At 67.9% G+C, this 12,469-nt stretch carries 12 protein-coding genes; 6 read left to right on the top strand and 6 right to left on the bottom strand.

Features of this window, described 5'->3' with window-relative positions; translation table 11 throughout:
* Positions 1 to 93: 93 nt before the first annotated feature.
* Positions 94 to 705: a LysE/ArgO family amino acid transporter gene (locus RRU_RS03420; protein WP_011388415.1), complete on the top strand. Its 612-nt coding sequence runs from the start codon at positions 94 to 96 to the stop codon at positions 703 to 705.
* A gap of 10 nt (positions 706 to 715) precedes the next feature.
* On the opposite strand, the gene putA is transcribed toward RRU_RS03420, so the two are convergent.
* A complete protein-coding gene (gene putA / locus RRU_RS03415) occupies positions 716 to 4,426 on the bottom strand; it encodes a bifunctional proline dehydrogenase/L-glutamate gamma-semialdehyde dehydrogenase PutA (RefSeq protein WP_011388414.1) in 3,711 nt (1,236 codons plus the stop codon).
* Between the two features lie 156 nt (positions 4,427 to 4,582).
* Between putA and RRU_RS03410 the strand changes: the two genes are divergently transcribed.
* Positions 4,583 to 5,050 (top strand): Lrp/AsnC ligand binding domain-containing protein, encoded by a 468-nt coding sequence (locus RRU_RS03410; RefSeq protein WP_014625985.1) that lies wholly within the window; start codon positions 4,583 to 4,585, stop codon positions 5,048 to 5,050.
* Between the two features lie 135 nt (positions 5,051 to 5,185).
* On the top strand, positions 5,186 to 5,839 hold the full coding sequence (locus tag RRU_RS03405; RefSeq protein WP_011388412.1) for a MarC family NAAT transporter: 654 nt from the start codon (positions 5,186 to 5,188) through the stop codon (positions 5,837 to 5,839).
* A 47-nt stretch (positions 5,840 to 5,886) separates the two neighbouring features.
* Here RRU_RS03405 and rsmD read toward each other — a convergent pair whose 3' ends face one another.
* From rsmD to RRU_RS03390, 3 genes are read right to left on the bottom strand one after another with little or no spacing between them, the layout of a single operon-like run.
* Positions 5,887 to 6,465 (bottom strand): 16S rRNA (guanine(966)-N(2))-methyltransferase RsmD, encoded by a 579-nt coding sequence (gene rsmD, locus RRU_RS03400; protein WP_011388411.1) that lies wholly within the window; start codon positions 6,463 to 6,465, stop codon positions 5,887 to 5,889.
* Complete coding sequence (locus RRU_RS03395) at positions 6,465 to 7,346, bottom strand: pseudouridine synthase (RefSeq protein WP_011388410.1); 882 nt, start codon at positions 7,344 to 7,346, stop codon at positions 6,465 to 6,467. Before RRU_RS03395 ends, rsmD begins: the two co-directional genes overlap by 1 nt.
* The gene (locus RRU_RS03390) at positions 7,343 to 8,071 is read right to left on the bottom strand and encodes a gamma-glutamyl-gamma-aminobutyrate hydrolase family protein (RefSeq protein WP_011388409.1); all 729 of its coding nucleotides are present in this window, start codon (positions 8,069 to 8,071) and stop codon (positions 7,343 to 7,345) included. Before RRU_RS03390 ends, RRU_RS03395 begins: the two co-directional genes overlap by 4 nt.
* 256 nt (positions 8,072 to 8,327) lie before the next feature.
* On the opposite strand from RRU_RS03390, the gene RRU_RS03385 reads away from it, so the two are divergent.
* The 3 genes from RRU_RS03385 (at position 8,328) to RRU_RS03375 (ending at position 10,033) form a co-directional block, all read left to right on the top strand.
* Positions 8,328 to 8,807 (top strand): nucleoside deaminase, encoded by a 480-nt coding sequence (locus tag RRU_RS03385; protein ID WP_011388408.1) that lies wholly within the window; start codon positions 8,328 to 8,330, stop codon positions 8,805 to 8,807.
* A gap of 89 nt (positions 8,808 to 8,896) precedes the next feature.
* On the top strand, positions 8,897 to 9,391 hold the full coding sequence (locus tag RRU_RS03380; RefSeq protein ID WP_011388407.1) for a hypothetical protein: 495 nt from the start codon (positions 8,897 to 8,899) through the stop codon (positions 9,389 to 9,391).
* A 3-nt stretch (positions 9,392 to 9,394) separates the two neighbouring features.
* Positions 9,395 to 10,033 (top strand): class I SAM-dependent methyltransferase, encoded by a 639-nt coding sequence (locus RRU_RS03375; protein WP_011388406.1) that lies wholly within the window; start codon positions 9,395 to 9,397, stop codon positions 10,031 to 10,033.
* A 52-nt stretch (positions 10,034 to 10,085) separates the two neighbouring features.
* Here RRU_RS03375 and RRU_RS03370 read toward each other — a convergent pair whose 3' ends face one another.
* Complete coding sequence (locus tag RRU_RS03370; RefSeq protein ID WP_011388405.1) at positions 10,086 to 11,078, bottom strand: threonine ammonia-lyase; 993 nt, start codon at positions 11,076 to 11,078, stop codon at positions 10,086 to 10,088.
* Positions 11,075 to 12,385 carry a phosphoribosylamine--glycine ligase gene (purD, locus tag RRU_RS03365; protein WP_011388404.1) on the bottom strand — a complete coding sequence of 437 codons (1,311 nt, stop codon included), beginning with the start codon at positions 12,383 to 12,385 and terminating at the stop codon, positions 11,075 to 11,077. Before purD ends, RRU_RS03370 begins: the two co-directional genes overlap by 4 nt.
* Positions 12,386 to 12,469: the final 84 nt, after the last annotated feature.

Genomic DNA, 12,469 nt, shown 5'->3' with positions numbered 1-12,469 from the left:
TCTCTAATGTCTGATTAGTTTGTTTAATTATGCTTACTCATGGGACCATGCTATCGCACCCCCTGTAAAGTCAAACAGCGGTGGTCCTCAGACATGAGCGTTTCGGTTTTCTTCGCGGGCCTGACCATGGGTCTGAGCCTGATCGTGGCCATCGGGGCGCAGAACGCCTTCGTTTTGCGCCAAGGCCTGCGCAACGAGCATGTCCTGGCCATCTCGCTGACCTGCGCCCTGTCGGACGCCCTCCTCATCACCCTGGGCGTGGCCGGCTTTGGCAAGATGATGGCTTTGGCGCCCTGGCTTGATCCGCTGCTGCGCTATGGCGGGGCGGCCTTCCTGATCTGGTATGGCGCGATCAGCCTGCGCTCGGCCCTGCGCTCCTCCGCCGCGCTCGCCGTCGGCCCGGCGGCGGAGAAGGCCGGCCTGAAGGCGACGCTGCTGACCTGCCTCGCCCTGACTTGGCTGAACCCCCATGTTTATCTGGATACGGTGATGTTGCTGGGATCGATCTCGACCCAGTTCCCCGATCGCCAGGGCTCGTTCGCCGCCGGCGCCATGGCGGCGTCGTTCCTTTTCTTTTTCGCGCTCGGCTATGGCTCGTCCTGGCTCAAGCCGCTTTTCGCCAAGCCCTCGGCCTGGCGGAGCCTGGAAGCGATCATCGCCCTGGTCATGTGGACGATCGCTCTCAAGCTCCTTGTCGGCTCATGACCCCCGGCCCTTATCCTTCGTCGAGCATCAGCAGGCTGGCATTGCCGCCCGAGGCGGTGGTGTCGATCGACACCACCCGTTCGCTCACATAGCGGCCGACGCCATCGACCAGGGCGACTAGTGGCACGCGGGCCCCCGACCGCGCCGCCAGGGCGACGCGCAGGCCTTCACCACCGACGCCGCCCTCATGGGCGACCAGGGCCAGACGTGGCATCTCGCGCAGCAGCCCAGGAAGATCGCTGGCGACGATCGATTGAACCAGCCCAGCCGAAAGCCCGGCCTCGGCCAGGGCCTTGCGCAGGGCGGCGATCACCCCTGCCCCCGGATCCCCGGCCAGCAGCACCGCGTTACCCGCCGCCAAGCCCAGCAGCGCCTGGGCCAGCAGCGCCGTCGCCGGCCGCTCGCCGCCGCCCAGGCACAGAACCACGCCACGCCCATGCAGGGCCAACCGGTTGCTTTCCCCGGTCACCCCCACCAGATCCAGCGGCGGGGCGACCAGCGGCTTGGCTAGGTCCAGAACCGCGCTCGCCGTCGGGCGGGCGGCCTCGGGCAGGGCACGCAGGGCCGCTTCCAGAATGGCCAGACGATCGCTCCGCCCGTCCCAGGCCGGCTGGACGGAGGCCGCCCAGCGCGCGGCGTCCAGGGCATTCTCGGCCGCGGCGTCCTCGCCATGGGAGGCCGGCAAGGCGACTTCGGGCAGGGCGACCGGGGCGGCGATGGTGAAGCGCTCCAGATAGCCCGGACCGCCGGCCTTGGGGCCGGTTCCCGACAGCCCTTCGCCGCCGAAGGGCTGGACACCGACCACCGCGCCGATCTGGTTGCGGTTGACATAGATATTGCCAACCCGGGCCCGGCTGCAGATGCGTTCGACCTGGGCGTCGACCCGGCTGTGGATCCCCAGGGTCAGGCCATACCCAGCGGCGTTGATGCTGTCGACAACGGCGTCGATCTCGGTATTGCGGAAGCGGATGACATGAAGCACCGGGCCGAAGATCTCGCTCTTCAGATCCTCGAAGCGATCGAGCGAGAAGGCGACGGGGGCAACAAAGCCGCCGCCCTTGGCCGCCTTGGCCTTGTCGTGGACGAACAGCCGCCGTCCGGCCGCCGTCAGGGCCTCGCAATGGCGGGTGATCACCGCCTTGGCCTCGGCATCGATCACCGGGCCGACATCGGTGACCGCCTCCCACGGATTGCCCACCACCAGTTCCTGGACCGCCCCGGCCAGCATGGTCAGCAGGTGGTCGGCGATGTCTTCTTGCACGAAGAGGGCGCGCAGGGCCGAACAGCGCTGTCCGGCGCTTTGGAAGGCGCCGGCGACGATATCGCGCACCGCATGTTCGGGCAGGGCGGTGGAATCAACGATCATGGCGTTGAGGCCGCCGGTCTCGGCGATCAGCGGCGCCCCGCCCGTGCCGGCTGAAGCCTGGGCGCGGTCGATGGCGATGGCGGTCTCGGTCGATCCGGTGAAGCAGACGCCGGCGACCAAGGGACTGGCGGTCAGCGCCGCGCCGACGCTGGCACCCTCGCCGGGCAGCAGGGCCAAAACCTCGGGCGGCACCCCCGCCTCGCGCATCAGGGCCACGGCGCGGGCGGCGATCAGCGGCGTCTGCTCGGCCGGCTTGGCGATCACCGTGTTGCCGCTGACCAGGGCGGCGGCGATCTGGCCAGTGAAGATCGCCAGCGGGAAGTTCCAGGGCGAGATGCAGACGAACACGCCGCGCCCCTTACGACCGCTGCCGGCCAGATCGGCCCGGCTTCGCGCCGCGTAATAACGGCAGAAATCCACCGCCTCGCGCACTTCCAAAATGCCGTCCCAGCGCGTCTTGCCGGCTTCGCGGCTGAGCAGGGCGATCAGTTCGGGGGCGTGTTCCTCATAGAGCGCGGCGATGCGGTCAAGGAGGGCGGCCCGCTCGGCCGGCGCCCGGTCGCGCCAGTTGGGGAAGGCCCGCGTCGTTGTTTCCAGGGCCACGGTGACATCGTTCGCCGTCGCGCTCACCACGAAGCCCACGGTTTCGTCGCGGTCGGCGGGATTGGTCACCGCCTCGCCACCCGAGCGCGGCGGCGTCGCGCCGATCATCGGCGCGGCCGACCAACGCGCGGCGCGGAAGGGCGTCAGGCGCTCGTCCAACTCGGCGGCCATCAGCGGATTATTCAGGTTCCAGCCCTTGGAATTGGCCCGCTCGGCACCGAACAGGGCGGGCGGCAGCGGAATGCCGGCATGGGCGACCGAAGAGGCCTGGGCCACCACCGTCGCCGGATCGCGGGTCAGCTCGGCGGCCGGCACGTCCTTATCAAGGGCCTGATTGACGAAGCTGCTATTGGCGCCGTTTTCCAAAAGGCGGCGCACCAGATAGGCCAGCAAATCCTTGTGAACGCCGACCGGAGCATAGATGCGGCAGCGGTGACCATGATCGCGGCGCAGCAGCTCATGCAGGGTTTCGCCCATGCCATGCAGGCGCTGGAACTCGAACACCGCGTCCGGTCCGGCCATTTCCAGCACCGCCGAGGCGGTATGGGCGTTATGGCCGGCGAACATCGGATAGATATGGTCCTGGGCGCCTAGCAGCCGGGCGGCCGAGGCCATATAGGACACATCGGTCGAGGCCTTGCGGGTGAACACCGGATAGGCCGGCAGGGCGAGGCTTTGGGCGGTCTTAATCTCGGCGTCCCAATAGGCGCCCTTGACCAGCCGCACCGCCAGTTGGCGATCGAGGTCGCGGGCCAGGGCGATGATCCAGTCGATGGTCGGCAGGGTGCTTTTCAGATAGGCCTGGACGACGATACCAAAGCCGCCCCATCCCGCCAGATTGGGATTGCGCAGCACCGCCTCCATCACCGAAAGCGACAGATCCAGGCGATCGGCCTCCTCGGCGTCCACCGTCATGCCGACATTGACCGCCGCCGCCATCTCGGCCAGGGCCGACAGCCGGGGGACCAGTTCGGCCATCACCCGGGCGCGGTTGACCTCCTCATAGCGCGGATGCAGGGCCGACAGCTTGACCGAGATGCCCGAATTGGCATGGACATCGGCCTGGGTCGCCCGCGCGCCGACGGCGGCGATGGCATTGGCATAGGCCTTGAAATAATGGGTGGCGTCGGCGGCGGTGCGGGCGGCCTCGCCCAGCATGTCGAAGGAATAGGTATAGCCCTTCTCGATCAGCGGCCCGCCGTTCCTCCACGCCTCGTCGATCGTCCGCCCCAGAACGAACTGGGCGCCCATGATCTTCATGCATTGGGCAACGGCGGTGCGCACCACCGGCTCGCCGACCCGGCGCACCATCTTGCGCACCGATCCCAACAAGGTATCCTCGGCCCAGCTTTCCCCATAAAGCCGGCCGGTGAACATCAGCCCCCAGGTCGAGGCGTTGACCAGCATCGAGCCGCTTTCGCCAGCGTGCTCGGCCCAGTCGCGGCCGCCGATCTTGTCCTTGATCAGGGCATCGAGGGTGGGGGCGTCGGGAACGCGCAAATAGGCCTCGGCCAGACACATCAGGGCGACGCCCTCGTCGGTGGACAGGCCGTATTCGGCCAGCATGTTGTCCATCATCGTGACCTCGCCCGAGGCCCGCATCCGTTCGACCAGGGCCCGCCCGGCCTCGGACACCGCCTGACGGCGGTCGGCATCGAGCGGCAGGGCGGCGAGACGGTCGGCGACGACCGCCGCCTCGTCCCGCAAAGGTTCACGACGCAAAGACAAACGCAGGCTGGCTAGATCGGACATGCCGAACATCCTTGACCGGGAGCGCGAGGGGGGATGGCACCCGCAGGGCCATCGACCCGAAGTTTCGGCGATTTTCCGGAGGAAGTGTCTCTGATTTTGCGCCGCAAACAGGCGGAACGGCTATACTATCAACTTTTTGGCGGCAAAAGGACTGGCATGGCTTCCCTCGACCGTATCGACCGCCGCATCTTGCGCGAACTCCAGGCCGATGGCAGGCTGTCCATCGTCGAACTGGCGCGGCGGGTCCATCTGACCAAAACCCCCTGCGCCGAACGCGTCCACCGCCTGGAACGCGAGGGGGTGATCCACGGCTATCAGGCCCGCCTGGATCCCCAGGTGCTGGGCGCCGATCACGTGGCTTTCGTCCAGGTTTCCCTGAAAGGAACGACCGAGGCCGAGCTTGAACAGTTCAACGCCGCCGTTCGCGGCCTGCCCGAGGTTCAGTCCTGCCACATGATCGCCGGCGGCTTCGACTACCTGTTGAAGGTGCGCACCCGCGACATCGCCGAATACCGCCATGTGCTGGGCGAAAAGATCTCGCGCCTGCCGGTGGTCCAGCAAACCCATACTTATGTGGTGATGGAAAGCGTCAAGGATGAAACGACGCTGCCGGTGCGCGATTAAAAAGAAAAGGCCAACCAAACGCCCCCTCGCCGCCCCACAAATGTCGCGTTTTAAAGGAAAATGGCCGTCCGCTAGCCTCCCCCGTTCCTATATTCCGGGCTCGACCCCAGGCGAATGCTTTTGCAGGATCTTCCCATGGATTATTTCGGCCTTGCCGCGAAATACATTCCCTTCGTCACGCTCGGATTGCTGCCGATCATGAATCCGCTAAGCACCGTGCCGCTGTTTCTGGAATTGACCAAGCGCATGTCGCCCGAGCGCAAGCACCAGCAGGCGCGCCGGGCCTGTCTTTACGCCCTGTCGATTCTCGCCGTGTTCTTGTTCATCGGCAACGGCATCATCACGCTGTTTGGCATCTCGCTGGCCGGCATCCGGGTGGCCGGCGGGCTGATCATTCTGGTGCTGGCCTTCCGCATGCTGTTCTCGGGCGAAGGCGAAGAAGCCTCGATCGAAACGGAAGCCACCGAGATCAAGCGCGCCAACCTCGATTTCTCGTTCTCTCCGTTGGCCATGCCCAGCCTCGCCGGCCCGGGATCGATCGCCGTGGTCATGAGCTACGGCTCGCAGATCCCCGATGACGCCCTGGTCTTTGGCCATTTCATCGTCATCTGCGGCATCTCGATCACCGTGCTCATCGCCTATATCGCCCTTGCCGGCTCGGCCTGGATCGCCAAATTCCTCGGCGAGCACGGCATTCAGGCGGTCACCAAGATCATGGGCTTTCTGCTGACCTGCATCGCCGTCCAGTTCATCGCCTCGGGCATCCGCGATTTCTCGCAAACCCTGTAGGGGAGCGGGCGGGCGGGGGTGCCAAGGCCCCGGACGCCCCCCTTCCCTTATTGGGCCGGCGCCAGATGGCGCAGGATGGTCATGCGGGCCTTGCCGTGGGTGCGTTCGTCGGCCACCTCGAAGGCTTCGGGCCAGAGCGGGGCTGGGGTTCCCTTGGCTTCGGTTTCAACGCAAACCAGGGCGCTGGGCGCCAGCCAGCCGGCGGCGGCCAGGGCGATAACGGCGGGCAGGGCCAGACCCTTGCCATAGGGCGGATCGAGCAGGGCCAGGGTCGCGGCCTCGCTGGCGCGGGCCGGATGGCAGGCGTCGCCGCGCACCACCTTGCACACCGCTTCGGCCCGACAGGCGGCGATATTGGCGCGGATCAGCGCCAGACTGGCCGGCGCCTGCTCGAGAAAAGCCACCCGGGCGGCGCCGCGCGACAGGGCTTCCAGCCCCAGCGCCCCGGTGCCGGCGAAGGCGTCCAGCACGATGGCGCCTTCCAGCGAAAAGCCGTCGCGGCCCTGGAAGCGGTGAACAAGCACATTGAACAGCGCTTCCCGGGTGCGATCCCCGGTGGGCCGCACGGCGGGGCCGACCGGGGCGGTCAGCACCTTGCCCTTGAGCCGGCCGCCAACGATGCGCATTACGACGGCTCCGGCTTATGGGCGCGCCGGGTGGCGCGGGCGATGCGGGCCACCCGACCGGTGTTGGAGGATTCGGGCAGGCTCAGCGTTCCTTTGGGCGGCGGGGCGGCGCCTTTGTTGCCCTTGGCCTTGGCTTCGGCGCGGCGCGGCGGCGGCGGGGCGTCCTTGCCCAATTGCTCGCGCATGATCTTGCCCGGGATCTCGTCGACCGTGCCCTCTTCAAGCTGGCCGAGCTGGAACGGGCCATAGGCGACGCGGATCAGCCGCGACACCGGCAGCCCCAGATGCTCCATGACCCGGCGGATTTCGCGGTTCTTGCCCTCGCGCAGCGACACCGACAGCCAAGCATTGGCCCCTTGCTGGCGTTCGAGGGCGACGCGGATCGAGCCATAGGCCACGCCTTCCACCGTCACGCCCTTTTCCAGGGCGGCCAGTTTCACCGGATCGGGGGCGCCATGCACGCGCACGCGGTAGCGGCGCAGCCAGCCCTGGCTGGGATGTTCCAACCGGCGGGCCAGTTCGCCGTCATTGGTCAACAGCAGCAAGCCTTCGCTGTTGAGATCAAGGCGGCCCACCGAAATCACCCGGGGCAGGGTGGCGGGCAGACGCTCGAACACCGTCGGCCGGCCCTGTTCGTCGCGATGGCTGGTGACCAGACCGATCGGCTTGTTGTAACGCCACAGCCGGGCCGGTTCGAGGGCGGGCAGCGGCTTGCCGTCGACCGTCACCGTATCGCTGGCGGCGACCAGGGTGGCCGGCGTCTCGACCTTGCGGCCGTTGAGCGTCACCCGCCCCTCGACGATCAGCTTTTCGGCATCGCGGCGCGAGCATATGCCGGCGCGGGCGATGACCTTGGCGATCCGTTCGCTATCCCCACTCATGCGCCCTCTCCCCCCCGGCTTGCGGCGACGAAGGCGTCAAAGATCGCCGTGTCGGCCGCGCTGATGGCATATTCGGGGTGCCATTGCACCCCCAGACAGAACCGACGGCTTGGGTCTTCCACGCCTTCGATCACCCCGTCGGCGGCCCGGGCATCGACGATCACCGGCGCGGGCACCGACTCGACCGCCTGATGGTGGGCGCTGTTGACGCCAAAGACCTCGACCCCGGTGATGCGATGGAGCAGGCTGCCCGGGGTAACGCTGATCTCATGCCCAACTTCCGTCCGCGGATTGGGCTGCTCATGGGCCAGACCATCCTTGATCACATCGGGAATATGCTGGATCAGGCGACCGCCCAGGGCCACCGCCAGCAATTGCTGACCCCCGCAGATCCCGAGGATCGGCATATCCGCCGCCAGGGCGCCGCGCAGGATGGCCAGTTCGAAGGCCGTGCGGCGCTGCTTGAGAACAACGGTCTGGTGGCGATGGGCCTCGCCAAACAGGGCCGGGTCGACATCGAAGGCGCCGCCGGTGATCAGCAGGCCATCGATCAACCCCAGGAAATCCTCGGCGACCTCGGCGTTATGGGGCAGGATGACCGGCAGCCCACCCGCCTTGGCCACCGAATCGCAGTAATTATGGCGGATAGCATACCAGGGCATGGCCGAATAGCCACCACCCTCCTCCTCGCTGTCCGCCGTGATGCCGATAACCGGCCGCGTCATGCTGTTCTCCTGAACCCAAATCCACAGCAAACCCCCAGCCCTCTGGACCAGAGGGCGACGACGATCCGCTTCACTATCCAACGCCTAGATCCGTGGGCGCGAGGCACGTTTCACGCACACGGATCTAGGCGTCATAGACTCATCGCGCCTTGTTTAAGGGGCCGGGGCCTCGCCCGCAACGGTCGGCGTCGCCCCCGGCGCGATTAGGGCCGGACAGCCCCTTGACCGCCCAGGCGTTTGCCCGGACTCTGCGGGCATGAGCGCCACCCGCCCGCCCGATCCCGCCCTTGTTCTCGCCGATCCGATGGGATTGGCGCTTGATCTCGCCCGCGCCGCCGCCGCGACAGGCGAAGTGCCCGTCGGCGCGGTGATCACCGATGCCGGCGGCAGGCCTTTGGCCGCCTGCGCCAATCGGACGGAAACCGACCACGACCCGACAGCCCATGCCGAAATCCTGGCCATCCGCGCCGCCTGCGCCCGGCGCGGCGATGCCCGCTTGCCCGATTGCACCTTGTGGGTCACGCTCGAACCCTGCCCCATGTGCGCCTCGGCGATCGTTCATGCAAGGCTGGCCCGGGTGATCTTCGGCGCCTATGACCCGAAAGGCGGCGCGGTCGACCATGGGGTGCGCCTGTTCGCCCATCCCGGCTGCCTGCACCGGCCCGAGGTGATCGGTGGGATGGCCGAAAGCGCCGCCGCCACCCTGCTTCGCGGCTTTTTCCAGGCCCTCCGATGATCCATAAAGCCCCATCCCGCCCCCCGCCCCTTTCCGTTGCCCGGCGGACGTGGCATTTTGGGCGAAGCCTTCCGTCAGCGAGGTCGTCCATGCGACGCATTGCGCCCGTTCTTGTCTCTCTCCTGGCCCTGACCCTGGCCGTCCCCCCGGTTCTGGCCGAAGAGGGGGCGCCGCCGAGTGAAGGCGCCGTCAAGAAAGACAAGATCGCCAAGCGGGCGCGCAATGACGCGGCGCTGACCGGCGGCGAGATCATCGAATTGGAAACCCTGTGGATTCCAACCGCCGGCAACCGTCAGCCCCGCCGCTATATCGGCGTGACCGCGCGGCTGGTCGCCAATACCACGCGGCTGGAGGAGGCCTGCTACACCGCGCCCTGGGTCAACGAGGCGCTGATCATCTATTTCAACGACCATCCCTTGGCCGGCACCGAAGGCGCCCTCGCCGTCCCGGCCCTGACCAAAGCCTTGAAGACGCTTGCCGATCAGGTTGCGGGCAAGGATGTGTTCAAGGTGGTGAAAATGATCGACGGCCCCGGCGACAAGCTGGCGCCGGCCGATGCGGAACTGACCCTGTCGTGCGGGTGACCCATGGACGAAGATGATCGGCGCGTCGCCGGCCTTTATGCCCAATTCCTGGCTGAAAACGGCCCGACCTACCGGGCGCTTGATTGGTCGAGCCCGCGCTCGCAGACCGATCGCTTCGCCCGCTTGGCGGCGGTGGGACTGGCCTCGGGCCATTCGGTTCTCGATGTCGGCTGCGGCCTTGGCGATCTGCTGCCCTGGCTCGACGCCGCCGGGCTGGCCGTCGATTACACCGGCCTCGACATGACGCCCGAGATGATCAGCCATTGCCGGGCGACCTATGATCACGGCCGTTTTCTTGAAGGCAATCTGCTTGACGCCAGCGCCGGCTTCGCCCCGCGCAGCTTCGATTGGGTGGTCGCCAGCGGCATCTTCGCCCACCGCAAGGAAAAGCCCTGGGAGTATATGACGGCGTTGATCAGGGCGATGGCCGATCTGGCCAAACGCGGCATCGCCTTCAACGCCCAGTCGCTCAGCGGCCCCAACCCGCAAACATGGCTGCTCTACCACGCCGATCCCGATGAAACGATCGCCTTTTGCGAGTCGTTGGGCTGGTCGGTCAGGCTGACCCACGACTGGCGCAAGACCGATTTCACCATATGCATGTGGCGCCCGGAAGACGAGGCCGCCGCCTCGGGAGGCTGAGCGGGAAGCAAATCGCCGTCACGCTCAGGTCCAAAGCGCCAGGGGATTTGCCCTAATCCCCGGCCAGCACGCTCGCGAAGCGGCCGGGATCGACATTGCCGCCCGAGAGCACGACGACGCTGAGGCGATCGGCGGTCTCGACCTTGCCGGCCAGGGCGGCGGCCAGGGCCACGGCGCCGCCGGGTTCGGCCACCAGCTTGAGATGAACGAAGGCTTGGCGCATGGCGTGGCGCACCATCGCCTCGTCCACGCTCACCGCCCCGGCCAGCAGATGGCGATTGAGCGAGAAGCTGAGGGTGCCCGGACACATCGCCTGCAAGGCGTCGCAGGCCGTGGCCGTCAGACCGTCATTGGCGACGATAGCACCGGCGGCCAGGGAGCGCTTGGTATCGTCCCAGCCCTCGGGCTCGACGGCGATCACCGGCACGCCGGGCAGCAGCCGGTCGATGGCCAGGGCCACCCCGGCGGTCAGACCGCCGCCGCCACAGCAGACCAGCACCTGATCGGGCACCACGCCGATGGCGGCGCATTGCTCGACGATTTCCAGGCCCACCGTCCCCTGGCCGGCGATGACGGCGGGGGTCTCATAGGGATGGATCACCACGGCGCCGCTTTCGCCGGCTAGCCGGGCCACCGTCTGCTCGCGGGCGTGGCGCGGACAGAAGACCACCTCGGCGCCATGGGCCCGGGTCAGCTCGATCTTGAGGGCGGGCGCGTCATCGGGCATCACCACGGTCGCCCGCAGGCCGAAGGCCCGGGCGGCCGAGGCCAAGGCCTGACCATGATTGCCCGACGAATGGGTGATGACGCCGCGCGCCCGCGCCGCGTCGTCCATCTGGGCCAGGGCGTTGGTCGCCCCGCGCATCTTGAACGATCCCGTCCGCTGCAGGCATTCGGCCTTGACCAGCAGCCGGCCACCGATGCTGGCGTTGAGCACCGGGCTTTCGACAAGCGGCGTGGTGACGACAAGACCCTTCAGGCGGTGGCCGGCATCGACCACGTCCTGGGCGCCGACCCCGGGAGTCTCGGGCAAGGGCCGGGTCATCGTCCGCCCTCCTCGCGGGCCAGGGCCCGCCACCCGATATCACGCCGGCAAAAGCCGCCCGGCCAGTCCAGGGCGTCGACCGCCTGATAGGCGCGGTCGCGGGCCTCGCGCACGCTGCCGCCCGTGCCCGTGACGCCCAGCACCCGGCCGCCGGCGGCCACCACCCGGCCCTCGCCATCGGCGCGGGTCCCGGCATGGAAGACGACGGCGCCGCGAACCTCCCCGGCCGCCGCCAGCCCGCCGATCACGTCGCCCTTGGCGTACTCGCCCGGGTAACCCTTGGCGGCCATGACCACGGTCAGCGCCGTTTCCGGCGACCAGACCAAGGGCGCGACCCTATCTAGACGCCCCTCGGCGGCGGCCAGCAGCACCGGCAGCAGGTCGCTTTCCAAGCGGGCCAGCAGCACCTGACATTCGGGATCGCCGAAGCGCACGTTGAATTCCAGAACCTTGGGGCCAGACGGAGTCACCATGATGCCGGCGAACAGCACGCCGGTGAAGGGCCGGCCCATGTCGGCCATCACCCGCAAGGTGGGGGCGATGACCTCGGCCATGACCTGGGCTTCCATCGCCTTATCGAAGACCGGAGCGGGCGAATAGGCGCCCATGCCGCCGGTATTGGGGCCGGTATCGCCCTCGCCCACCGCCTTGTGGTCCTGGGCGGCGCCAAAGGCGATCGCCCGGGTGCCGTCGCACAGCGCGAAGAAGCTGGCCTCCTCGCCGACAAGGAATTCCTCGATCACCACCTCGTCGCCGGCCTCGCCGAAGGCGCGCTCGCCCATCAGGAGATCGATGGCGGCGCCCCCCTCCTCAAGGGTTTGGCACAAGATCACGCCCTTGCCCGCCGCCAGACCATCGGTCTTGACGACGATCGGCGCGCCCTTTTCGCCAATGAAGGCCTTGGCCGCCCCGGCATCGGTGAAGCGCCCGTACCAGGCGGTGGGGACGCCGGCCCGGGCCAGCACATCCTTCATGAAGCCCTTGGAGCCTTCGAGCAGGGCGCCGGCCCGGCTTGGCCCGAACACGGCGATTCCCGCCTCGGCCAGCTTATCGGCCAGCCCCAGCACCAGCGGCGCCTCGGGACCGACGACCACCAGCCCGACCGCCTCGGCCTTGGCCAGGGCGACCAGGGCGTCGATCTCCTCGACCCCGACGGGCAGGCAGCGGGCCACATCGGCGATTCCGGCGTTCCCCGGCGCGCACAGCAGATCCGCACAGAGCGGCGAGGCGACGAGTTTCCGGCAGAGCGCATGCTCGCGCCCCCCCGATCCGACGACAAGAACCTTGATCGGCGTGGCTCCGGGCATCGGCGAGTCTCCGAGGTCTGGGGGAAGGATCGAAAAAACAAAAAAAGAAGGAAGCGCCCGCCAGCGGGGCGGGCGCCGCCGGTC

This window comes from Rhodospirillum rubrum ATCC 11170, from assembly GCF_000013085.1.
GTDB classification, from domain to species: domain Bacteria; phylum Pseudomonadota; class Alphaproteobacteria; order Rhodospirillales; family Rhodospirillaceae; genus Rhodospirillum; species Rhodospirillum rubrum.
The sequence above is the reverse complement of the archived record's forward strand: the minus strand, read 5'-3'. Positions and strand labels throughout refer to the sequence as shown.

What these genes read in the sequence shown, in the direction of transcription:
- RRU_RS03420 (WP_011388415.1), top strand. Translation starts at nt 94, where the DNA reads ATGAGCGTTTCGGTTTTCTTCGCGGGCCTGACCATGGGTCTGAGCCTG.
- RRU_RS03375 (WP_011388406.1), top strand. Translation starts at nt 9,395, where the DNA reads ATGGACGAAGATGATCGGCGCGTCGCCGGCCTTTATGCCCAATTCCTG.
- RRU_RS03410 (WP_014625985.1), top strand. Translation starts at nt 4,583, where the DNA reads ATGGCTTCCCTCGACCGTATCGACCGCCGCATCTTGCGCGAACTCCAG.
- RRU_RS03370 (WP_011388405.1), bottom strand. Translation starts at nt 11,078, where the DNA reads ATGACCCGGCCCTTGCCCGAGACTCCCGGGGTCGGCGCCCAGGACGTG.
- purD (WP_011388404.1), bottom strand. Translation starts at nt 12,385, where the DNA reads ATGCCCGGAGCCACGCCGATCAAGGTTCTTGTCGTCGGATCGGGGGGG.
- RRU_RS03380 (WP_011388407.1), top strand. Translation starts at nt 8,897, where the DNA reads ATGCGACGCATTGCGCCCGTTCTTGTCTCTCTCCTGGCCCTGACCCTG.
- RRU_RS03385 (WP_011388408.1), top strand. Translation starts at nt 8,328, where the DNA reads ATGAGCGCCACCCGCCCGCCCGATCCCGCCCTTGTTCTCGCCGATCCG.
- rsmD (WP_011388411.1), bottom strand. Translation starts at nt 6,465, where the DNA reads ATGCGCATCGTTGGCGGCCGGCTCAAGGGCAAGGTGCTGACCGCCCCG.
- RRU_RS03395 (WP_011388410.1), bottom strand. Translation starts at nt 7,346, where the DNA reads ATGAGTGGGGATAGCGAACGGATCGCCAAGGTCATCGCCCGCGCCGGC.
- putA (WP_011388414.1), bottom strand. Translation starts at nt 4,426, where the DNA reads ATGTCCGATCTAGCCAGCCTGCGTTTGTCTTTGCGTCGTGAACCTTTG.
- RRU_RS03405 (WP_011388412.1), top strand. Translation starts at nt 5,186, where the DNA reads ATGGATTATTTCGGCCTTGCCGCGAAATACATTCCCTTCGTCACGCTC.
- RRU_RS03390 (WP_011388409.1), bottom strand. Translation starts at nt 8,071, where the DNA reads ATGACGCGGCCGGTTATCGGCATCACGGCGGACAGCGAGGAGGAGGGT.